This is a genomic window from Microbulbifer variabilis, from assembly GCF_056232115.1.
Window position 1 is genome coordinate 1,903,085 of the sequence record NZ_CP174325.1, and the last position, 20,918, is coordinate 1,924,002.

Below are 20,918 nucleotides of genomic sequence, written 5' to 3' on the forward strand. Positions count from 1 at the left end.
TCGAGGATTAAATTGAGCCAAGAACTGGTGTATGGCCTGCACGCGGTGCAGGCGTTGTTAAAAGGGTCCCCACAGCATGTGCGGGAGCTGATGTTATTGCGTGGCCGTAAAGACCAACGCTTACAAAAAATTATTCAACAGGCGGATAAAAATGACATTGCCATACGCTTTGTTGACCGCCGTGCCCTGGATGAAAAAGTTGATGAGAGTGCGAATCATCAGGGCGTTATTGCCATTTGTGCTGGTAAAACAAAAGTCCACGATGAAAAATTCCTGATGGGGATGTTGGAACAGCTTGAAAAGGAAAGTGAGGTACCCTTCCTGCTGGTCCTGGATGGCGTAACAGATCCCCATAACTTGGGAGCTTGTCTGCGCTCCGCTGAGGCAGCTGGTGTTCATGCGGTAATTGCTCCTAAGGATAAGTCCGCCGGGCTAACGCCAACTGCCCGAAAAGTTGCTTGTGGAGCTGCTGAAGTGCTGCCCTTTGTCACAGTGACTAATCTCGCACGCACTTTGCAGCAATTGCAACAGGCAGGCGTGTGGATTTTTGGTGCGGCGGGAGAGGCTACGCAGGATGTTTACCAGAGCCAACTGACAGGCCCGCTGGCATTGGTGATGGGGGCTGAAGGTAGCGGCTTACGCAGATTGACACGTGAACACTGTGATCACCTGATTAAAATTCCTATGGCAGGTGAGGTTAGCAGTTTAAATGTTTCAGTTGCCACGGGTGTCTGCCTGTTTGAAGCGGTGCGTCAACGCAGTAGCTAGGCACTGCTCTTTGCCCCTTTATCACACTTACCCCCGGCGGCTAAGGCTACCGGGGTCCTCCTTCGTCACCCAAGTTCACGCGTAAATATACCTTTTCCCTACTTCTTATTTCTACGCTGCTAGATTTCTTGCACAGCTCGCACAACGAACGCTTTTCGATTTTTTCGTCTACTTGCGCAGTGTCACTCTTTTTGTAGGCACTTGGGTGCGATTTTATTATCCAAGAAATCCGGGGGTAGTGGTTTGTACACCTGGCCAAAAGCATTGTTTCACAAACGTTCCAGCCAGGAGCATTTCTCTGGCCTGGTTTACCCATATATTCGCACCATGTATCGCATGGCTTATCGCTGGACGGGGAGTCGTGTAGACGCGGAAGACTTGGTACAGGATGTATTGTCTGGCTTGTTAAATAAAGTTTCGATCCTAGAGAAAACCGAACGCCTGGGGCCTTGGTTAGTCAAGGTGCTTTATCACCGCTATGTGGATCTTTATCGCAGACAGTGCGCATCGCCAATTGATGAAAGTTTCGACTTGCAGGATGTAGAAAGCTGCAGCGATGGAAGATCTGAGCATTGTAGCAACCTGGATCTTGAGCGCCTTTTGAATCGAGCATTGCTAATGTTGGGGCCGGGTTGGCGTGATGTTGTGCTTTTACACGATGTGGAAGGGTACACCGCCAGTGAGGTGGCAGAAATCCTCGACATAAATGTTGGTACCGTAAAATCGCGTTTGCATCGCGCCCATAAAAAATTAAAAAAAATTATTACTGAGGGAACCATTGGTGAGGTTCATCCGTGTTAACAGGTAGAGGACAAGCCAATGCAGGAAAGAGAATTTGTAAATCTGTTAAGTGATGATGAATTGCGGCGACAGTTACGTGCATTGCCACTTGATGAGCCAGATAATGGCTTTGAAATACGGTTATTGCGCAGAGCGTTACAGCAACGAGGTCCTGAATTTCGCGCGGAGATATCTGGGCTGAAAATTGTTGGTGATTCTCTGGTGCGCCTTGGATTAGTGGCACTGATTTTTCTCACCATGAGTACAGTGTTTGTACTTCTGCCAGGCATCAAGTCTCCTGTCGCCAATTACACAGCCCAGGAGCCAGTGCCAAGCAGGTTGTCGGAAGTTCGTTCCGTGCATTTTGTTCTGCACAGTAAACAGCAAATGCTTGGAGCAATAATCCGTATCGTGCTACCAGATAATGTTTCATTCGATGGCTATGAGCACAGAAGAGTCTTGCAGTGGGAAACCGATATTTTTGCCGGCAGGAATCGTCTTTCACTACCAGTGAAAATATCGAATGAAAAAGCGGCGGGAGAAATTTTGGTTGAGGTTAAATATCGCGGGTCCAGCAAATTGCTGCGTCAAAACCTAACCAAGCTTTAAGTTTCGAAAGTGTGATGACTAATTTATTGGATCTGATCTGAAAGCCGGAGGTAACGGGCAATGTGGAAAAAGGGATTATTAGCGGTAGGTATCACAGCAGCAGTGCTACATGCGGGGTCGGTAATGGGGCAGGACATGCCATCAGATCTGGATCTCACGTTGACAGTAGTCGAGGAAACTGAGGATGCTCTCGATGTGATGAACAATATCGAATTGCCTCCAAATCTGCAGGAAATTGCCGAGGAAACCATGGCTGCTGTAATGGCCGCTGTTGCAGCAGCGCGGGAAGAGGGCGGCCGGGAAAGTGAAGAACTTGAGGAAATAGTTAATGAAGCTATGGCTCGTCATCAGGAATTAATTGCCAATGCACGCCTCTCGGCAGAGGCTGCAAGAGAGGAGGCCCTACGCGCAGCTGAAACAGCCCGTGAGGGTATTGAGGAGGCGGTAAAAAGCGCACTCTCTGGTGCGGAGATACAGGGAGTCATTGAACAAATGATGCAGGACATTCTCGATAGCCTGCCTGCGGATATACGTGAGCAAATTACAGTGGATCTCAATGCTCTTTTTGAGCAGGCTCGAGAGAACTTGCCAGAGGATTCCGATACATAGTTGATTGAATGCATGGATGGCCAATAAAAGGACTTATAGAGGTAAATGGTGGTGCGGAATACTTTGGGTGGAATTGTGCTTTTGGCACAGCTGATACTTTCTCCATTGGCGGTAACGGCTGGAGAATCTTTCAATACAGGTACTGAAGCATTCAAACAGGGGAAATATAAAAAAGCACTGAAATACTTTGAAGTTGAGGTGGAGTCTGGTAACAATTCCGCAAAGCTCAGGTATAACATCGGTGTTACCCTGATGAAGCTCAAACGCTATTCCGCGGCCACAATTTATTTTCATGGTTTGTTGAATGATGCCAAGTGGCGAGATTTGGCACGTTACAATTTGGCGCTTGCTGCAGAGCGTGATAAACGTAACTTGATAGCGGCGAAGCACTATCGCATTGTACGAGAGGGCGCTGCTACGGAAAAGTTACGAAATATGGCTGCTCATCGCTTGAATTATTTAGCTGGAGATAATCGTGGCGAAAAGGAGTTGCCCTGGCTGGCAACGATGAGCCTAAGCGCTGGCCGCGATGACAATGCCTTTGCGCTGCACAATGAAATCTTGTCGGATTCAACGATAGGCGCAGACAATTTTGCGGAGCTTTTTGCCTGGGGCCAATATCGACTGAGCGGCACTAAAAATAATGGCTGGCGGGTACACGGATACGGATTTGGACGAAAATATGAGGAGTATGAGAACTTGGACCTTGCCAGCGTTCGTACGGCTCTTTCCCGTGATCGTCAATTGTTGGGTTGGAATACTGAGCTGGGACTGGCTGCTGAGATGGTTACCTTAGGTGGAGAGCCAGTCAGCCGGCAGGCATTACTGCTGGCAAAGATGGCAAAAGCCTGGGGGCGCTCGCTTGTAAGTTTCACATTTAGTCCGGGCTATTACTCAGGGGGTGAGGAGTATGCTTATCTGGATGGGTGGCGCCAGCGCGCTGAACTTAGTTGGCAGCGGCCTGTATTTTTTACTGAGACAAGATTGTTCTACCGTTACGATGATAATGACCGTGAAGGACAGGAAAAAATCGGGGGCGATTATTATAGTTACTCCCCTGCACGTCACGCGCTGGGGGGAAGCCTAGACTGGAAAATTTCTCCAAAATGGCATTTATCCACCGGAATCGAATATCGTCGCAGCCTCTACGGTGAGAAAAACCGCATTACGGATAGTCAAGGTAATGTTGACTCCTACCAGCGCGAGTCAGACCGGGTCCGCTCCTGGATGGGAGCAAAGTACAGGATTACTCCCAATTTCAGTGTAAGTGGGAAATACCAACATATCGATAATGAAGAAAATCGAGACGTATATACCTATGATAAGAGTGAATTCAGTCTCGGGATTGGTTATACCTTCTGAGTAAAAATAATAATGCCTAATTCTTTTAATATTTTAATTGGATACGCCAGCTACTGACTCTTGTTGATTAAATGGTCGGCAGCTGGTTTTCTCAAGAGCTATCCGTACTCAGAACGAATTTGATAGCCTTTATAATTTCATCGCCTCATCATTCAAATGGTTATAGTCCAGATGATGATCAAACATTCCTATTGGTGAGTAACTCTTTACTAGATTGCCTGAGAGCTGATAAAAAAGGTTATAACTAGACAGGAATAGTTCTGGTCCACTACTGAGTCTGTGAATACCAGCCTTCCAATATTGCAGGGGTGTTTCCATTCCCGGCAACAACATTAAATTAAGGGGCATAGAGATATTTTTTGTGAGGTAATGGGCATCCTCCAAAGAGGTTAGGCCCGGAATAAATCCGCCGTTGGCTCCTGCAGTTTGATATCGTGTAAGTCTTTGAGTTACTTCTACGAGTGAATCTTCGTTGTTATCTTCCTCATTCAGATAAATATCGGTGCGCGCATTAATAAAAAATGGTCGTTTCTGCAGGACAGATCTAATGGCTGTAATTTTTTCACACAGTAGTTGCGGATTTTTGTTGCCATCCTCAATATTGATTCCAGCTACACCGAGTTTGCTTAAGGTCCTGACTAGCTCGGCAACTTGTGTGGGGTTGTCGCTATAGCCGTCCTCAAGATCTATGGATACTGGTACACGGGAAACACGCAGAATACGTTTGATGGCTCCCAGATGCTCCGCTAGTGGCAGTTTGCCGCCATCGGCGTACCCCAGTGACCAGGCGAGGGCGGCACTGCTGGTGGCAATTGCGCGGGCGCCTGCTGCCTGGCAAAGCTGTGCACTGGCAGCATCCCAAATATTGGGCAAAATGAGAGGCTTGCAGCTTTGGTGCAAAGCATTGAACTGTTCTGAGTCGGTAGTTTCCATTGTTTATCCTCTGGTAATCATTTTTTGCCTGTTTGGCGGTAGAGGGGAAAATACCTTGGCAGCTTGAGAGGTGCTGGCCAGAAACGGACATGGACAGGAGAAACTGGCAGGGAAGGGAGTCGCTTAGGATTCAAGGCAGGTAATTAGAAAAGTGTCTGAACAGTTCCTGCCTGGAATCAGTATCGAATGGCTCCAGGCAGGGTTGCCTTTTAATTAGGGGGAAGTCGCGGGTTGCCGAGCCAGCCAGCTATCCACTACTGCAATTATTGGGCGTGGATTTTTGATCCAGGAGAGGTGTGGGTTTCCCTTAGGGTAGGTTGCGGACATTTCCTGGGTTTCGCCACCGACAATCGCAGCTAGCTTGCGTGCAGCCAGCATGGGGGCAAAGGGGTCCCCAGCCAATGCGATATGCAAGGTAGGATGTTTGGCTTGTTGGCGATCACCAAACGACTTTTCTGGAGCGAAGCGGCCGCTGAATATGGAGCTTGCCCAGTCTTTCATCAACCTCCTGGCCTCGCGCCAGCCAAACCCCATTCGTGCGCCAGGGAAGTAGCCAAGCAAACTGGAGGTGATGCTGGCAATCGCCGCAAAGGCTAATAAAGCGTAGCGTCTTAGCCCGTGCCAACTACGATGGTCGACATGACCTGAGGCGATGGTTACCACCCTGGCATTACCTGTGAGGCCGGCTCGTGCAGCTAAGGTGCTGGTCTGGCCGCCGATGCTGTGGCCCAGGATCAGGGCGGCACCACCGGGGAATGACTTCTCCAGCAATGCCAACAACTGTGGGATAAAGGAAAACACCAGATCGTTGTAGCCATAGTCTGCATGTCGGTTAGGACGTGGCAAGCTTTCACCGGTACCCGGCAACTCAGTGATTGCGGTGCTATAACCGAGCCGTTGTAATTCCTCCAGCAATAGCCGGTAGCGGTCAGCCGGGACGCCCATGGCGGGAATTACTAGGGCGAGGGGGCCTTCGCCATTGTGGACAGTGGTGATTGGAACCTGGAAGGCGCCAAAAGTGAGGTTATGGGTTTCTTGGGGCATGGTACTTCTCCCTTCAATGGGAGGCACTATATGCCAGTTCATCAGTGCAAACCCATGACCAGACCGCGCACTTCAGTAGCTTAATCGATGCAAATGGTGCTTCAGTTGCAAGTTCCACAAAAGGCTGTGGGCTCAGGGAGTTGATCAACCGCTTATCGGACTGGCCAAAGTACCACTCTAAAGTAATTGATCAACTTGCAACCGGGTTGGCGAAGGCACTGCCCTAAAGTAATTGATCAACTTGCAACCGGGTTGGCGAAGGCACTGCCCTAAAGTAATTGATCAACTTGCAACCAAATCCGCAACTGCCTAGAATACGCCGCCCGCAATGGGCTCGGTATTCCCGTGCTTGTTGTACTCCTTGCCTTACCGGACTGTCCGGAAGGCTGATTAACCCGTAAGGAGCTAAAATGCGTCATTACGAAATTGTATTCCTGGTTCACCCGGACCAGAGCGAACAGGTACCTGGCATGGTGGAGCGCTATACAGCTGCCATCAAGGACACTGGTGGTGAAGTTCACCGCATGGAAGACTGGGGCCGTCGCCGTCTGGCTTACCCGATCAACAAGATCCACAAAGCCCACTACATTCTGATGAATGTTGAGTGCACCGAAGAGGCTCTGGAGGAACTGACCACCAACTTCCGTTACAACGATGCGGTTATCCGTAATCTGGTAATTCGTGAAGACGAGGCGATCACTGAAGAGAGCCCGATCATGAAAGCGGAAAAAGAGAGCCGTGAGCGCAAGGCTGCACGTGCAGAGCGCACCGAGCGTCGCGAGCGCGCTGAAGAAGAAAAGCCTTCTTCTGACGCTGCAGAAGCTTCTTCCGATAACGCTGAAAGCGAAGAGTAAGGGGATTATCAGATGGCACGTTTTTTCCGTCGTCGCAAGTTCTGCCGTTTCACTGCTGAAGGTGTTAAGCGTATCGACTACAAAGATCTCGATACCCTGAAAGCCTACATCTCTGAGACTGGCAAGATTGTTCCTAGCCGTATTACCGGTACCAAAGCCAAGTATCAGCGCCAGCTGGCCACTGCGGTCAAGCGCGCTCGCTACCTGGCCCTGCTGCCGTACACGGACAGCCACGAAGCCTAAGCCGCAGTTTGCTTAGACTCATTAATAGAGAAGCTATCTAACTATGCGCGCCGTAGCTGAATTTATTATGCGCGGACGCGTCAGGGCGGTAATCCTCACTATGGTGGGGATTCCCGTGATAAGCCCGGCGATCCTCGCTCTGGTGAGTTTACGTCGAGGTGGCAGTGACGGCCTGATGGTTTTGGCCTGGGCGCTGTTATCGGTTGTCGTTGCAGGTATGAGTGGCCATGTGCCTCCCCTGGTGACTGGTGTTTCCGCCAGCTCTTTTGCAGCAGTATTTTGCGGTGCTACGGTGCTGCGCAGCAGCCGCTCTTGGGTTGCCGCACTGCTCGCATTAACGGCAATCTCGGCTGTGGGCATATTGCTCACCTCCTACTTCAGTGGTGGTCTCCTGCAGGGATTCCTTCAGGTACTGGAGACAGCTGCGGAACAACCAAACACTGTTCCGCTCGATGAGCTGAAGAAGGTATTTCCAGGCGATTTACAATTCGCCGGTTACTGGAGCTGGGTGCTGGTAATTAGTGCCACGCTGGCCCTGGTACTGGGGCGCTACTGGCAGGCGCTGTTGTACAACCCCGGTGGTTTCCGCCAGGAGTTTCACCAGCTGCGCTTGCCGCTATGGTTGGCGGCAGTAAGTATGCTGTTGTGGGTGCTCTGCCTGGTAACACCGGGCTATGCCTTCTGGGGAGCAGTTATTGCCTTCCCGTTAGAGGTAGCGGGCATCGCGCTGATTCACTGGCTGGTCGCTAGCCGCAATTGGGGGATAGCTCCCCTGGTAGCGATGTATGTGATGCTGGTGATTGGTGGGCTGCCCCTGGCTGGATTCCTGTGTGGATTGGCCCTGGTAGATAGCTGGATAGATATTCGCGGACGCTCCTCAAAGTAGGCGCGCACCGCACAATACAGAAATTGAGGAAACCGAGATGGAAGTTATTCTGCTCGATAAAGTAGGCAAACTGGGCAACGTGGGTGACCGCGTTGATGTTAAAGCCGGTTTTGGCCGCAATTTCCTGCTGCCGACTGGTAAAGCAATTCCGGCTACTGCAGCTAACGTTGCTGAGTTCGAAGCTAAGCGGGCTGAACTGGAAGCCGCTGCTGCCGCTAAGCTGGCTGAAGCTGAGAGCCGTGCTACCAAACTGGCCGACCTGGTTGTTACCATCGCAGCTAACGCTGGCGACGAAGGTAAGCTGTTCGGTTCTATCGGCACCCGCGATATCGCCGAAGCGATCACCGCTGGTGGCGTTGAAGTAGCTAAAGCTGAAGTGAAGCTGCCGGAAGGCGCTCTGCGCGAAGTGGGTGAGTACGATGTAGACGTACAGCTGCACTCTGACGTAATTGCTGCAGTTAAAGTCGTTATCGAAGCCGAGTAAGGTTTTGCTGACGAGTGGTTGGTGCCTTGAGCGCCGGCCGCGCTACAATCGGGCGCTGCTCCCTGTCGGGTCAGCGCCTGTTTTGTTTCTGGAATACAGTAAAGTCCAATGATCGACGAATACGCCAATCCTGAAGAAGAGATCCACAGTGAGGAGAGTTCACCGCTACCGCATTCGGTAGAGGCGGAACAGTCAGTGCTGGGTGGTCTGATGCTGGACCCGGGCCGTATCGATGCCGTTGCCGAACAGCTGAGTGAAGAGGACTTTTTCAGTGCCAGCCACCGCAAGATTTTTGCGGTCATGCGCGAGCTGAGTGATGGCGAGCAGCCCCTGGATATCGTCACTCTCGCTGAAGGCCTCACCAGCCGCGATCTGCTCGGTGAAGTAGGTGGCCCTGTCTACCTGGCGGAATTGGCCGAGAATACTCCCTCCGCAGCAAACATCGTCGCCTACGCCAAGATAGTGCGAGAGCGCTCCATGCTGCGCCAGCTGATCGCCGCTGCCGGTGAGATCAGCCGCACCAGTTTTAACCCCGGTGGCCTCGCCTCTGCCGATCTGTTGCAGATGGCCGAGCGCCGGGTCGCGGAAATTGCCGAGGGGCGTGCCAAAGATGGCGGCTTCGTCGGTGTGGATACCCTGCTGAAGAAGACTGTCGAGCGTATCGACGAGCTATTCAAGACCGAGGGCGATATCACCGGCCTCAGCACCGGTCTCACCGAACTGGACCAGCGCACCTCCGGCTGGCAACCGGGAGAACTGGTTATTCTCGCGGCGCGTCCTTCCATGGGCAAGACCGCGTTGGCGTTGAATTTTATTGAGAGCGCCATGTTACTGCAGGAGCGCCCGACGCTGATTTTCAGTATGGAGATGCCCTCGGATAGCCTGGTGATGCGGATGTTGTCCTCCATTGGCCGTATCGACCAAGGGAGAATCAGGAACGGCAAGCTGCAGGAAGAGGATTGGCCCAAGCTCTCCAGCGCTGTGCAGAAGATGAAGGGCAAGGCGCTGTATATTGACGATACCCCGGCGCTCAGTCCCAGTGAAGTACGCGCGCGCACCAAGCGCACCGTGCGCGATCACATCAATAAATTAATGCGTGAGAATCCCAAGCTGAGCCGTGAGGATGCAGAGGCCAAGAGTATGCCCGCCATGATTATGGTGGACTACCTGCAGCTGATGCAGGTGAAGGGCACTACCGAGGGGCGTACCCAGGAGATCTCTGAGATTTCCCGCTCTCTAAAGGCATTGGCAAAGGAATATGAATGCCCCGTGATTGCTCTGTCGCAGCTCAATCGGGGGGTGGAACAGCGCCCCAACAAGCGACCGATGAACTCAGACCTACGGGAATCTGGGGCGATTGAGCAGGACGCAGACGTAATCCTGTTTATCTACCGAGACGAGTACTACAACGAGGACAGCCCGGACAAAGGCATGGCTGAGCTGATTATCGGCAAGCAGCGTAACGGTGAGATTGGTACCTGCCGCGCGGCCTTTGTCGGTAAATATACTCGCTTCGATAACTTGGCGGCGGAATACTACCAGGGCGAGTAATCCCTTCCGCTAAGTTTGGGGCTGCCGAGCATCGGGATCCAAGGGGGTCATATATTGTTATCCGAGCAAAAGATTCGCGCCTTGGTGCTGCAGAAACAGTTTATCCACAGCCCCTGGAATGAGGGACTTTCACGGCTATTGCAACACCTGGGCGCTTTACAGCTTGATGCTATCCAGCGAATTACCAGGGCCCACCATCACCAGCTTTACATTCGCTTGCCCCGTTACCGCGAATCACACCTGGCTGAAGCGGAGCAGCGTCGCGAAATTTTCGAATACTGGTCCCACGCCGCCGCCTATCTGCCAATGGCCCACTACCCCTATGCGCGGGTGCGTATGGATCGTATTCGCGCGGGCCAGCGCCACTGGTTTGAGAAAAACGCCAAGTTATGTCGCTATGTGCTGGATCGAGTGCGTGATGAAGGCGCTTTGCGGGCCAGTGATTTTGTGCGCACCAAAAGCGGGTGGTGGGAGTGGTCCGATGAAAAGAAAGCCCTTGAGCAGCTGTTTCACGAAGGTGAATTGATGGTCAGCCACCGTGAGGGCTTTCAAAAAGTCTTCGATCTTTCGGAGCGGATACTGCCGGCAAATACACTGACCCAAGCCGCTTCGAAGCTGGAATATGGCAGCCATCTGGTGCGCACTTTTCTTGGCTGCCAAGGTATTGGCCGCATCGAGGAAATTGCCTACCTGCGCCGGGAAGATAAACCTCTTATTCAGCTGGCAGCAGATAGCATGTTGGCGACTGGAGAGCTGACCCCCCATGGTAAAGAGCTGGTACTGACCGAACAGTTGGAGCAGAGCCTGGGGCGACCATCGCGCAAGGTGCGGCTTTTATCGCCTTTTGACCCTTTGATATTGCAGCGCAAGCGCTTGCGCCGCCTGTTTGGTTTTGAATACCAGCTGGAGTGCTATGTACCGGCGGCTAAGCGTCGTTACGGCTATTTCTGCCTGCCGATTTTATACGGAGACAGATTTGTGGGGCTCGTTGATCTGAAGGCTGACCGGGACGCGGGGTTGTTGCGGGTAGAGAGTCAGCACTGGAAAGAAAAGCCCGGCGGGTCTCTCGAGGCGAGTTACCACCGGGCTCTGGGGCAGTTTGCCCGCTTTCACGGGCTGGAAAGCGAAACAGCGCTTACAGCTTGACCACTACGTAGACTTCGCGACCATCGCGCTGGGTAGGCATAAAATAGTTACCGCCATAGCGGTAGTACTGAATGCCATTGATGATCTCAGCTGCATAACCTGTAGGTAGAGTTTCCACTACCTGGCCAGGCTGAAAACCGTCGGGGCCTGGATTTGGGGTGGCGGGAACTGTGGCCGGAGCGGGAGCCGGAGCCACTGTTGGGACGGCTACTACTGGCGCTGGAACCGGTACTACAGCGACGGGAGCCGGTGGTGCTACCACCACATAAGTACGGCTGGCAGGAACCCACTGGTAATAGGCATCAGCATATCGGTAGTAGGTCGCCCCCCCCACTTGAACCTGCACGGCTCTACTTGGCAGTGTTACAACTGAAGCACCCAGAGGCGCATTAACGACGACATAACCCCTTGGGCCATGGCGATAGAAGTGTCCACCGTGGTAGTAATAAGGGTGCCCGCCTACGGCAACGCGAACATGGCCCCTGGGCAATATGGGAGCGATAAACCCAACGGAAACACGGGGGCCGCGATAGTAGCCACCACCTCGGTGATGGTGGTGATCGCCCCCGCGCTCATAGCCGCGTGCATCTGCAGAGGGGCTAAATGCAAAAGCCGCCAGCGCAATGAAGGCACTGGCGCCAAGAACTAAATTCAACTTGTTCACAGTCTCTCCAGCGAAGTGATTACTCACATCGACATACTAACCCTTATTCTGACAGCAAAGACAGGATAATTGGTTAAGAATTGTCAAAGCGCCGGAGTGGAGCCTTGGTCAGCGGTTGCGCTGGATGATACCCATCAGTTTGTACATTAGCTGTGCAGCGGCGAAGTCGTAGGCATGAAAGCCCTCGATCGGCGCGAATTCAAGCAGATCGAAGCCAATTATCTCTCTTTGCTGTGCCACAGACTCGAACAAGTTGAGGGTTTGATACCAGCCGAGGCCGCCGGGGACCGGAGTGCCGGTGGATGGGAAGACCGATGGATCCATACCATCTACATCCAGAGTAAAGAAGACTTTTTTGGGGAAATTGTCCGGTAACTGGAATTCCTGTATGTTGCTGGGTACCAGCTGGTGAGCGTCCAGGTACCCCACATTGTAGTCCTTGCGCGCCTGCATCTCCTCTTCGCAATAGGCGCGAATTCCCAGCTGGAACAGGGGCACACCGGCCTCTACCACCAGGCGCATAACACTGGCATGGCTATGTTTATGGCCCTCATAGCGATCGCGCAAGTCGGCGTGGGCATCAATTTGCACTACGCCAAAGTCAGTTTCTCCGGCATCCAGCAGACCTTTGATAATGCCCCAGGTCACTGAATGCTCGCCGCCGATGCCTACCGGCATTTTTCCCAGTGCCAGCACCTCCTTGGTTACTGTGGCGATATTATCCATCACCTGCTCTGCAGGACCGGAAACCGATACGGGTGGGCGGGTGTAGATGCCCAGATCACATGGATTGGAGAAGTTATCGAAAGTCTCCAGCTGCCAGGAGGCCTCGAGGATGGAGGCTGGGCCCTTACCGGTACCACCGCCGTAAGAGACGGTTTCTTCATAGGGTATAGGGATGATATGAAAGAGCGCATCTTCCGGTTTCGGCTGCTCAATTTCGGAGCCGAGAAAAATGGGATAATTTTTTTCTGACATTAAATTTCGTTCCTCAGTGGGTCGGGTCTCTGTGAGACCCACCGCATCTTAATCTCGATCGGCAGACGCTTAAGAGAGCCGTCCCTTGAAATCGTCGTAGTCAAAGCTTTTGATCATTTTCAGCTCGTCGGTTTCCGAGTTCCACAGGGCTATGGCAGGTAGGGGAATACCATTGAATGTGTTGGTTTTCACCATGGTGTAGTAAGCCATTTCCTCGAACACCAGGCGCTCTCCGACCCGGAGTGGATCGTGAAAACTGTACTCACCGATACTGTCTCCGGCCAGGCAGCTCTGTCCACCCAGGCGATAGGTGTGGGGCAGCTCACCGGGGCGCGCAGCACCGGTAATTTCAGGGCGGTATGGCATTTCCAGGACATCCGGCATATGGCAGGTTGCGGAGGCATCAAGAATGGCCAGATTCTGGCCATTCCAGGCGGTATCCACCACTTCTGCTACCAGAATGCCGGCAAATAGTGAGATGGCCTCACCCGGCTCAAGGTAAACCTGCACATCGTACTTGTTGGAAAAGCTGCGCACGGCTTCAACCAACTCATCCACCTGATAATCGCGGCGGGTGATATGGTGGCCGCCGCCGAAATTAATCCACTCCATCTGTGGAAGCAGATCGCCAAACCTTTCCTCCACCGCGGCGATGGTGCGCTCCAGTGGTTTGAAATCCTGCTCGCATAAGGTGTGGAAGTGCAGACCGCTGATACCTTCCAGGGATTCGTCTTCGAACAGGGAGCGCACTATGCCCAGGCGTGAGCAGGGAGCACAGGGGTCGTAGAGATCGGTGTGGCCCTCCGAGTGCTCAGGGTTGATACGCAAACCGAAGCGCAATTCCGGGCGCTGCTTTTGCATTTCCAGGCACAGCTCCCGATAGCGCTTCCACTGGGAGAAGGAATTGAAGATTACATGGTGGGCAAACTGCAGTATTTCATGCAGCTCTTCATCTTTGTAGCCGGCACTGAATACATGTACTTCTTTGCCCTGGTCACGACCACCGTATTCTTCAAAGCCGAGCCTGGCCTCATACAAACCACTGGCGCAGGTGCCAGATAGGTACTCAGCCACGATCGGCCCTGTGCTGAACATGGAAAAGGCCTTGAGAGCGGCGAGTACCTTGGCTCCGCTGCGCTCCTGTACATCGGCGAGTACTGCCAGATTATCGCGCAAGGCAGTTTCATCGACGACAAAACAGGGGGAGGGTACGCGGTGGGGATCAAAGTGACCGAAATAATCTACGCGGGGAGTGAGGTCCATGGGTGGCGTTATATCCTGATGCGACGGGATGGGCACTGGCGCCCATCCCTAGGAGTATGCGGAAAAGTGCACAATTACTGGAAGGGTTTATCCAACCAGGTTTCCTGCCAGGGTAGGCCGTACTTATTCAAGTCGTCCATAAAGGGGTCTGGGTCCAACTGCTCCATATTCCATACACCCGGCTTCATCCACTTGCCCTCCATCATCATTTTGGCACCGATCATAGCGGGTACGCCGGTGGTGTAGGATATCGCCTGGGACTGCACTTCTTTGTAGCAATCCTGATGGTCGCAGGTGTTATAGACGTAGTAGATCTTTTCTTTGCCGTCTTTGGTGCCCCGGATAATGTTGCCGATGCAGGTCTTGCCTTTGGTCAGCGGTCCCAGGCTGGCGGGATCAGGCAGCATAGCTTTGAGGAACTGGATAGGCACAATTTCCTGGCCCTGGAATTGCACAGGCTCGATGCTGGTCATGCCGACGTTTTGCAGTACTTCCAGGTGCTTCAGGTAGCTTTCCCCAAAGGTCATCCAGAAGCGCGCGCGCTCGATTTCGGGGAAGTGCTTGGACAGGGACTCAAGCTCTTCGTGATACAGCAGGTAGATGTCTTTGTCACCGATACCTTCTGGGAAGTTGAAGATACGTTTCTCTTCCATTGGTTTGGTGGTAACCCACTGGCCGTTCTCCCAGTAGCGACCGTTGGCGGTAATCTCGCGGATATTGATTTCCGGATTGAAATTAGTAGCGAACGGCAGGCCATGGTCGCCGGCATTACAGTCGAGAATATCCAGGGTTTGGATACGATCGAAATGGTGCTTCTTGGAGTAGGCGGTAAATACACTGGTTACACCGGGATCGAAACCGCTGCCCAGCAGTGCCATCAGGCCGGCCTTCTCGAACTTCTCCTGATAGGCCCACTGCCATTTGTATTCAAACTTGGCCTCTTCCGGCGGCTCGTAGTTGGCGGTGTCCAGGTAGTGCACGCCGGTTTCCAGGCAGGCATCCATGATGTGCAGATCCTGGTAAGGCAGGGCCACATTGATCACCATGTCCGGCTTCACTTTCTCGATCAATTTGACCAGCTCAGGTACGTTGTCTGCATCTACTTCGGCAGTATCGATTTTGCGCGGCAGCATGGCTGCAATCTTGTCACACTTGCTCTTGGTGCGACTGGCCAGGGTGATATTCTCAAATACATCCGCAACCTGGGCGCATTTGTGCGCAACAACCTGGCCGACGCCGCCGGCGCCGATGATCAGTACGTTGGCCATAAAGGTCTCCTCAATCTGCAGCTTTTCTTGCCGCTATCTTCTCAAAGGCGCAGGGCCTTATTTTTCAAAATAGGTGTAACCGCTCATGCTAGCGGTATAGGTCTGTAGGATCTGCTTGCGCTGCGCGGCGGTAATCAACCCCTGTTTTACCGCACGCTCCGCCAGGCGACGGAAGCGCTCGAACAGCACTTTGGGCTGGTATTCTACGTAACTCAGTACGTCTGAAATACTATCGCCGTGAATCTCGTGGCTGAAGTCGATACTGCCATCGTCCTGGATTCGCACGCTCACTACGTTAGTATCGCCAAACAGGTTGTGCAGGTCGCCAAGGGTTTCCTGATAGGCGCCGATCAGGAAGGTTCCGAGGATATAGTCCTCACCTTCTTTTAGCTCGTGCAGTGGCAGAGTTTTCTGTTCTTTTTCGCGGCCAATAAAACGGTCGATCTTGCCGTCGCAGTCACAAGTGATATCGGCAATGATGGCTGAACGTGTCGGTGCTTCGTTCAAGCGGTGGACCGGCAGAAGAGGGAACACCTGGTCGATGGCCCAGATATCCGGCACCGATTGAAATACGCTCATATTCGCGTAGTAAATATCCGACAGAACTTCTGGTAGGGCCTGTAGATCCGCTGGGATTTCCTCAGCCTCATCGAGCAGTTTGCGAATTTCCTGGGCGCCCTGCAGGAACAGGTTTTCCGCATTGGCGCGTTCGCGCAGGCTCACCTGGCCATGCAGGTAAAGGGAGCGCAATTCATCGCGGTAATAGAGGGCATCGTTGTAGCTTTCCTGCAGGTTTTTTGGAGTGATATTGCGCACCGCATCCTGCAGGTTGAGTAGCATCTGGTGATCGTCGTCACTGATCTTGGTATGTTCGAGCTCCACCGGTTCAAAACGGGTGGTATCGAGGATATCGAACAGCAACACTGAGGAGTATGCCACAGTGGCGCGACCGGACTCGGTAATAATCACCGGATGTGCCACGCCCTCACTGTCGAGGGTGCCCATAATGGCTTCCACAACATCCACACAGTACTCATCCAGGGAATAGTTCTTGGAGTGTGTGTAGTTGGTTTTCGTGCCGTCGTAGTCCACTGCCAGGCCGCCGCCCAGATCCAGGTAACCCATGGGGGCTCCTTCCTCCACAAGGTCGGCATAGTAGCGGCAGGCTTCCAGCACACCGGTGCGAATATCTCGGATATTCGGTACCTGTGAGCCCAGGTGGTAATGCAGTAGCTTGAGACAATCTAGCATATCGTGATTGCGCAATTGGTCGACCATGGCAATCAGGTCGTTACTGCCCAACCCGAAGATACTGCGGTCGCCGCTGGTGGCATTCCAATAGCCCCCCACTTTGGAGGCGAGTTTCACCCGCGCGCCGATATTGGGTCGTACCTGCTCGCGTTCCGCACAACGAATAATGGTCTCTACTTCGGAGGGGGTTTCCACTACAAAGAAAACCTGTATACCCAGGCGCTGTGCCTGCAGGCCGAGGTTAATAAATTCCTCGTCCTTGTAGCCGTTGCAGACAATCAGGGATTCGGTGTTATCCAGAATAGATAGCGCCGCAATTAGCTCCGCCTTGCTGCCGGCCTCCAGACCGTGGTTAAAGTGACTGCCAGCAGTGGCGATCTCCTCGATCACCTGACATTGCTGGTTCACTTTGATGGGGAAGACTCCACGGAATACGTTGCTGTAGCCACAGTTGTCGATAGCGCGAGCAAAGGATTCGTTGATGCGGGCGATCTGAGCATCGAGCAGGTTTTCGATACGCAATAACAGCGGCATGCCCAGGCCGCGTTCGGTGGCGCCGCGGGCAATCTCCATCAGGGAAACACTGTAGGACTCTCCGTTTTGGCCCTCTACCTGAACTGAAATTTCACCGTTTTCATTTAGATCGAAATAGCCGGCGCCCCAGTTGCGGATGCCGTAGAGTTCGGCCGAATCTTCGCAAGTCCAATCTTTTACTTGTTGCTGTTTCATGGCGCCTTTCTGTTGACCTTTGGCGGGCGCGAATCTTGGGCCCAGCAGGGCTGGAAAGCAATAACTATAGATAAAAAAACGCTAATTTTTGATACGGCAAAACCAAATGATTACTCAGTCAATTTGAGAGGTATTTGCGTGCTGTGACAATGCTGAATTTTTGATCGGATTTGAGGGGTATGGAAGTAGGGGGAATAAAAAAGCGGCCCGAGGGCCGCAGGAGTGGGGGGGTGGTATTGGGCTATAGCAGGCCGGGTCGTGGCACTACACGGTAACCGCGTCGTACATCGTCCCACAGATAGTAGGTATCGTAAGCGACGTAGTAGTTGTAGCCGCCGACAATCACGGTGAGTGCTGAGGCTGGCAAACTGTGTACTATGGCTCCATGGGGCGCATGGGTTACCACATAGCCGTGGGATGCCGGGCGGTAAAAAATACCCTCGCTGTAATAGAAGCCGGCTGCACCGATGCTAATACTGACGAAGTTGCGAGGCAGGTGGCGCCAGCGATAGCCATAACCATAGTGCGTCGGACGGTGGTGGGGGCGATGACCGCGATAACCGTGGCGGTAAAGGGGCCTATGAGCCGCGCGATGCCCATGCCGATGGCCTTTTCTGTGGCCTTTCTTGTAGCCTTTGTTGTAGCCATCATTGTAAGCATGGCGAATTTCGCGGCGATGTTTGCGTTCTTCCCTGCGCTGTTGTCTGCGCTGCTCTTTCTTGCGCTCCTGCCTGCGACGCTTTTTTTCCTGCTGGCGATCGTAGTGCTTATCGTGATGCTTTTTATGGCTGCGCTCAAAATGACGCTGCTCACGTTGAGCTCTCCCTTGCCCATGATGGTCGTGGTCTATTGCACGCTGGTATCCCTGGTTGACTTCGGACAGCGCTGGGGTTGCTATCAGCAGCAAGCCCGCAGTAGCGATGGCGGTAGCAAGGTGTCTCATGGCAGCACTCCCGAGCACGAGTGGCTCTGTTATGTCGTTTGAGGTCTTTTGTGTATCTTGGCGGGCAGTTTGCCTTGGCGGGTCTGAACACTTCCTGAACTGTAGGCAGACCTAGTCAAAAGAAAGGCAGCTGATGGGGGTGACTGACAATCCAATTGTCAATGTTTTCTCCAATCTGGGGAGTTGAGCGGTACACTCGTCGGAAACCTATAGATAGCGGCGATTTTTGCTCTGTTGAGACACCCGGTCGCAGCGAGTATTATGCCGCGCTGATTCACAGTGAGCGGTAGAGAGATGCAAGTCTTCCACCACGTAGCGAGCCTGCGCGAGACGCTGGCCAAAGCCCGCAGGGACGGCAAGACCGTTGGGTTCGTGCCTACGATGGGCAACCTTCACGATGCCCATATAGAACTGGTCAGGATTGCCCAGCAACATTGCGATCTGGTAGTGGTGTCTATCTTCGTTAACCGCCTGCAATTTGGCCTGAACGAGGATTGGGACAAGTATCCGCGTACCATGGAGCGGGATATGGCCAGGTTGCGCGAAGCCGGGTGTGATTTCCTGTTTCATCCTGATGAGAACGAAATCTACCCCAATGGCATGGATCAGCAGACCCGTGTGGTTTGCCCGGCTATGACCGATGTACTTTGTGGTGCCAGCCGTCCCGGCCACTTCGAAGGGGTGACGACGGTAGTGGCCAAGCTTTTCAATATTGTACAGCCGGATAAGGCCGTATTTGGCATCAAGGATTTCCAACAATTGGCGGTGATTCGCCGCATGGTGGAAGACCTGTGCATGCCAGTGGAAATTGTTGCGGCCCCGGTGCACCGGGAGGTGGATGGCCTGGCGATGAGTTCCCGCAATGGTTATATCACGGTGGATGAGAGGCCCAAGGTTTCTGTGTTGAACCAGTCGCTGAACTGGGCAAAAGACGAGATCATTGCGGGGCGTCGGGACTTTGCCGCCCTTGAAGAAGAGGCGCGCAAGCGTATAGAAGATAGCGGTTTTCGCGTAGATTATTTCTCCATCTGCTATAGCAAGGATTTACAGCCGGCGGCAGATGACGACAAACAAATTACGATTCTGGGAGCGATGTATACCAGCGCTGCACGCCTGATCGACAACGTTTCCCTGGAACTTTAAAGGGGCATCCAACTATGCAAATCGAAATGTTGAAGTGCAAACTGCATATGGCCGCGGTGACCCAGGCTGAACTCTGGTATGACGGCTCCTGCGCAATTGATGGAGAGCTGGTGGAGCTGGCCGGTCTGCGCGAATTCGAGAAAATCGATATTTATAATGTGAGTAATGGTGAGCGTTTTCATACCTATGTAATCCTGGCCGAGCGCGGCTCAGGAATCATCTCTATGAATGGGGCTGCAGCTCGCCGTGTCCAGGTGGGCGATCGTATTATTATCGCTTCCTATGCGCAGATGACCGAGGAACAGGCTGATAGCCATAAGCCCAAGCTGGTCTACCTGGATGAGAAAAACAAGGTTGAGCGCAGCACTAATACTATTCCGGTTCAGTTAGCGGAAGCCTGATTCTTCTCGCTACAGGGCGTTGTGCCCTGTAGCATCTCTGCCGCTTATTGACCAGACATTAATAACACTTCCTGTTTAAACCTCTTTTCCAGGTAGGACTCATCCAGGGTGTAATGCCAGAGGTTTTTCTTTTGTCCTTTAGCTAGAGCGATTTCGCCAATTCTGCCGGGGTTGTATTTAATTGGTTGACCGAGTTGGTAATCAGCGATGGGGTCCTGATAGGCCTCTTCCAAAGAAATTATTTCCCACCCCTCCAGCCTTAGTCGCTGAGCCAGATCACCAATAAACAGTGCTGTGATATCCATTTCATGCAGCAATATTACGTGTTTGGGTGAACGTCCGAGATATTTAATTGCCATATCATCGTAGTAATTAATACTTGCCATAAGGACGTCGACATAAAAGTTGGAGAGTCTCTCCAAATCAACCGGATTCCCATCTTTCACTGCCGTTTGGAAAAGCTCTTCGATATACCAGTCGTAATTATTTAAGGTGATATAGGCATTGAGATAATTATGTTCCTGCAACAGGTTTCGCATGCCATCCCGTTTTTCGACAGTCTCCCCTTCGCGCAGGTAGGGGAAGCGAAAATAAGGCTTAAAATTGTCAAATTGCTGGAGTAACTGGTGTGCCTGTAGAAACTCCTTCTGGTAGGTGGGTAGCTCTGTATTTAGAAAGTTTGGATGGCTGTGAGTGTGATTGCCAATAATATGTCCGGCTCTGTCGTATAGGCGCATTCGCTCCAAGCCTTCCTTGTCCAGGAACCGGGTATTGGAAAAAAAGGTCACTTTGCCAATCTGATGCTCTTTCAGGCTATCAATTAACGTTTTGGCTCGGGTTGGTCCGTCAAAGTATCCATCGGCTTTACGAGGGGCATCATCGAATGTAATTGCCAGTTGCTTGGCGTTAGCCACAGGGGTTGTTAACAGGCAGATTATCAACAATAAGATTGAACGCTGCATGATTTCTGTCTCTAATGAGTTTATGTATGGGCAGTTCGCTAGGACCG

General features: G+C 52.5%; 22 protein-coding genes. 13 read left to right on the top strand and 9 right to left on the bottom strand.

The window, feature by feature from the left end:
* Positions 1-12 precede the first annotated feature (12 nt).
* The 5 genes from rlmB (at position 13) to ACJJI7_RS08265 (ending at position 4,128) form a co-directional block, all read left to right on the top strand.
* Entirely contained in the window at positions 13-768 is a 756-nt protein-coding gene (gene rlmB / locus ACJJI7_RS08245; protein WP_020411635.1) for a 23S rRNA (guanosine(2251)-2'-O)-methyltransferase RlmB, read from the top strand.
* 243 nt (positions 769-1,011) lie between these two features.
* Positions 1,012-1,569 carry an RNA polymerase sigma factor gene (locus ACJJI7_RS08250; RefSeq protein WP_020411634.1) on the top strand — a complete coding sequence of 186 codons (558 nt, stop codon included), beginning with the start codon at positions 1,012-1,014 and terminating at the stop codon, positions 1,567-1,569.
* Positions 1,570-1,587: 18 nt separating this feature from the next.
* Positions 1,588-2,157 carry a hypothetical protein gene (locus ACJJI7_RS08255; RefSeq protein ID WP_444902335.1) on the top strand — a complete coding sequence of 190 codons (570 nt, stop codon included), beginning with the start codon at positions 1,588-1,590 and terminating at the stop codon, positions 2,155-2,157.
* Positions 2,158-2,217: 60 nt separating this feature from the next.
* The gene (locus tag ACJJI7_RS08260) at positions 2,218-2,766 is read left to right on the top strand and encodes a hypothetical protein (protein WP_020411632.1); all 549 of its coding nucleotides are present in this window, start codon (positions 2,218-2,220) and stop codon (positions 2,764-2,766) included.
* 81 nt (positions 2,767-2,847) lie between these two features.
* Positions 2,848-4,128, top strand: coding sequence for a hypothetical protein (locus tag ACJJI7_RS08265; protein ID WP_444902334.1), 1,281 nt, complete (start codon positions 2,848-2,850; stop codon positions 4,126-4,128).
* A 129-nt stretch (positions 4,129-4,257) separates the two neighbouring features.
* Here the strand turns inward: ACJJI7_RS08265 and ACJJI7_RS08270 are convergent, their stop codons facing one another.
* Together ACJJI7_RS08270 and ACJJI7_RS08275 are read right to left on the bottom strand one after the other, a co-directional pair.
* Entirely contained in the window at positions 4,258-5,061 is an 804-nt protein-coding gene (locus tag ACJJI7_RS08270) for an isocitrate lyase/PEP mutase family protein (RefSeq protein ID WP_444902333.1), read from the bottom strand.
* Positions 5,062-5,274: 213 nt separating this feature from the next.
* The gene (locus ACJJI7_RS08275) at positions 5,275-6,105 is read right to left on the bottom strand and encodes an alpha/beta fold hydrolase (RefSeq protein ID WP_444902332.1); all 831 of its coding nucleotides are present in this window, start codon (positions 6,103-6,105) and stop codon (positions 5,275-5,277) included.
* 410 nt (positions 6,106-6,515) lie between these two features.
* Here ACJJI7_RS08275 and rpsF point away from each other — a divergent pair, with 410 nt between their 5' ends.
* The 6 genes from rpsF to ACJJI7_RS08305 all read left to right on the top strand — a co-directional run bounded on the left by rpsF (position 6,516) and on the right by ACJJI7_RS08305 (position 11,269).
* Positions 6,516-6,959, top strand: coding sequence for a 30S ribosomal protein S6 (rpsF, locus tag ACJJI7_RS08280; RefSeq protein ID WP_020411627.1), 444 nt, complete (start codon positions 6,516-6,518; stop codon positions 6,957-6,959).
* A gap of 12 nt (positions 6,960-6,971) precedes the next feature.
* Positions 6,972-7,202, top strand: coding sequence for a 30S ribosomal protein S18 (gene rpsR / locus ACJJI7_RS08285; protein ID WP_020411626.1), 231 nt, complete (start codon positions 6,972-6,974; stop codon positions 7,200-7,202).
* Between the two features lie 43 nt (positions 7,203-7,245).
* The gene (locus tag ACJJI7_RS08290) at positions 7,246-8,088 is read left to right on the top strand and encodes a hypothetical protein (protein WP_444902331.1); all 843 of its coding nucleotides are present in this window, start codon (positions 7,246-7,248) and stop codon (positions 8,086-8,088) included.
* A gap of 37 nt (positions 8,089-8,125) precedes the next feature.
* Entirely contained in the window at positions 8,126-8,572 is a 447-nt protein-coding gene (gene rplI / locus ACJJI7_RS08295) for a 50S ribosomal protein L9 (protein WP_020411624.1), read from the top strand.
* Positions 8,573-8,680: 108 nt separating this feature from the next.
* Positions 8,681-10,123: a replicative DNA helicase gene (dnaB, locus tag ACJJI7_RS08300; protein WP_444902330.1), complete on the top strand. Its 1,443-nt coding sequence runs from the start codon at positions 8,681-8,683 to the stop codon at positions 10,121-10,123.
* A gap of 54 nt (positions 10,124-10,177) precedes the next feature.
* The gene (locus ACJJI7_RS08305; protein WP_282951844.1) at positions 10,178-11,269 is read left to right on the top strand and encodes a winged helix-turn-helix domain-containing protein; all 1,092 of its coding nucleotides are present in this window, start codon (positions 10,178-10,180) and stop codon (positions 11,267-11,269) included.
* On the opposite strand, the gene ACJJI7_RS08310 is transcribed toward ACJJI7_RS08305, so the two are convergent.
* The 6 genes from ACJJI7_RS08310 to ACJJI7_RS08335 all read right to left on the bottom strand — a co-directional run bounded on the left by ACJJI7_RS08310 (position 11,259) and on the right by ACJJI7_RS08335 (position 18,365).
* Entirely contained in the window at positions 11,259-11,933 is a 675-nt protein-coding gene (locus ACJJI7_RS08310) for a DUF6515 family protein (protein ID WP_020411621.1), read from the bottom strand. The genes ACJJI7_RS08305 and ACJJI7_RS08310 overlap by 11 nt on opposite strands.
* 108 nt (positions 11,934-12,041) lie before the next feature.
* Positions 12,042-12,911, bottom strand: coding sequence for an agmatinase (gene speB / locus ACJJI7_RS08315; protein ID WP_282951841.1), 870 nt, complete (start codon positions 12,909-12,911; stop codon positions 12,042-12,044).
* Positions 12,912-12,980: 69 nt separating this feature from the next.
* Positions 12,981-14,174 carry a carboxynorspermidine decarboxylase gene (nspC, locus tag ACJJI7_RS08320; RefSeq protein WP_282953635.1) on the bottom strand — a complete coding sequence of 398 codons (1,194 nt, stop codon included), beginning with the start codon at positions 14,172-14,174 and terminating at the stop codon, positions 12,981-12,983.
* 74 nt (positions 14,175-14,248) lie between these two features.
* Entirely contained in the window at positions 14,249-15,442 is a 1,194-nt protein-coding gene (locus tag ACJJI7_RS08325; RefSeq protein ID WP_444902329.1) for a saccharopine dehydrogenase family protein, read from the bottom strand.
* Positions 15,443-15,499: 57 nt separating this feature from the next.
* Positions 15,500-17,422 (bottom strand): biosynthetic arginine decarboxylase, encoded by a 1,923-nt coding sequence (speA, locus tag ACJJI7_RS08330; protein ID WP_020411617.1) that lies wholly within the window; start codon positions 17,420-17,422, stop codon positions 15,500-15,502.
* 241 nt (positions 17,423-17,663) lie between these two features.
* Complete coding sequence (locus tag ACJJI7_RS08335) at positions 17,664-18,365, bottom strand: DUF6515 family protein (protein WP_020411616.1); 702 nt, start codon at positions 18,363-18,365, stop codon at positions 17,664-17,666.
* 294 nt (positions 18,366-18,659) lie between these two features.
* Here ACJJI7_RS08335 and panC point away from each other — a divergent pair, with 294 nt between their 5' ends.
* Entirely contained in the window at positions 18,660-19,508 is an 849-nt protein-coding gene (gene panC, locus ACJJI7_RS08340; RefSeq protein ID WP_020411615.1) for a pantoate--beta-alanine ligase, read from the top strand.
* Positions 19,509-19,522: 14 nt separating this feature from the next.
* Positions 19,523-19,909 carry an aspartate 1-decarboxylase gene (panD, locus tag ACJJI7_RS08345; RefSeq protein ID WP_020411614.1) on the top strand — a complete coding sequence of 129 codons (387 nt, stop codon included), beginning with the start codon at positions 19,523-19,525 and terminating at the stop codon, positions 19,907-19,909.
* A 44-nt stretch (positions 19,910-19,953) separates the two neighbouring features.
* On the opposite strand, the gene ACJJI7_RS08350 is transcribed toward panD, so the two are convergent.
* Complete coding sequence (locus tag ACJJI7_RS08350; RefSeq protein ID WP_020411613.1) at positions 19,954-20,871, bottom strand: polysaccharide deacetylase family protein; 918 nt, start codon at positions 20,869-20,871, stop codon at positions 19,954-19,956.
* Between the last annotated feature and the right edge of the window lie 47 nt (positions 20,872-20,918).

Bases quoted from the DNA above. Each gene is read 5' to 3' on its own strand.
- ACJJI7_RS08255 (WP_444902335.1), top strand. From the start codon at position 1,588: ATGCAGGAAAGAGAATTTGTAAATCTGTTAAGTGATGATGAATTGCGG.
- ACJJI7_RS08325 (WP_444902329.1), bottom strand. From the start codon at position 15,442: ATGGCCAACGTACTGATCATCGGCGCCGGCGGCGTCGGCCAGGTTGTT.
- panD (WP_020411614.1), top strand. From the start codon at position 19,523: ATGCAAATCGAAATGTTGAAGTGCAAACTGCATATGGCCGCGGTGACC.
- rpsR (WP_020411626.1), top strand. From the start codon at position 6,972: ATGGCACGTTTTTTCCGTCGTCGCAAGTTCTGCCGTTTCACTGCTGAA.
- dnaB (WP_444902330.1), top strand. From the start codon at position 8,681: ATGATCGACGAATACGCCAATCCTGAAGAAGAGATCCACAGTGAGGAG.
- ACJJI7_RS08335 (WP_020411616.1), bottom strand. From the start codon at position 18,365: ATGAGACACCTTGCTACCGCCATCGCTACTGCGGGCTTGCTGCTGATA.
- ACJJI7_RS08270 (WP_444902333.1), bottom strand. From the start codon at position 5,061: ATGGAAACTACCGACTCAGAACAGTTCAATGCTTTGCACCAAAGCTGC.
- ACJJI7_RS08290 (WP_444902331.1), top strand. From the start codon at position 7,246: ATGCGCGCCGTAGCTGAATTTATTATGCGCGGACGCGTCAGGGCGGTA.
- nspC (WP_282953635.1), bottom strand. From the start codon at position 14,174: ATGGACCTCACTCCCCGCGTAGATTATTTCGGTCACTTTGATCCCCAC.
- panC (WP_020411615.1), top strand. From the start codon at position 18,660: ATGCAAGTCTTCCACCACGTAGCGAGCCTGCGCGAGACGCTGGCCAAA.
- rplI (WP_020411624.1), top strand. From the start codon at position 8,126: ATGGAAGTTATTCTGCTCGATAAAGTAGGCAAACTGGGCAACGTGGGT.
- ACJJI7_RS08350 (WP_020411613.1), bottom strand. From the start codon at position 20,871: ATGCAGCGTTCAATCTTATTGTTGATAATCTGCCTGTTAACAACCCCT.
- ACJJI7_RS08275 (WP_444902332.1), bottom strand. From the start codon at position 6,105: ATGCCCCAAGAAACCCATAACCTCACTTTTGGCGCCTTCCAGGTTCCA.
- rpsF (WP_020411627.1), top strand. From the start codon at position 6,516: ATGCGTCATTACGAAATTGTATTCCTGGTTCACCCGGACCAGAGCGAA.
- ACJJI7_RS08260 (WP_020411632.1), top strand. From the start codon at position 2,218: ATGTGGAAAAAGGGATTATTAGCGGTAGGTATCACAGCAGCAGTGCTA.
- speB (WP_282951841.1), bottom strand. From the start codon at position 12,911: ATGTCAGAAAAAAATTATCCCATTTTTCTCGGCTCCGAAATTGAGCAG.
- speA (WP_020411617.1), bottom strand. From the start codon at position 17,422: ATGAAACAGCAACAAGTAAAAGATTGGACTTGCGAAGATTCGGCCGAA.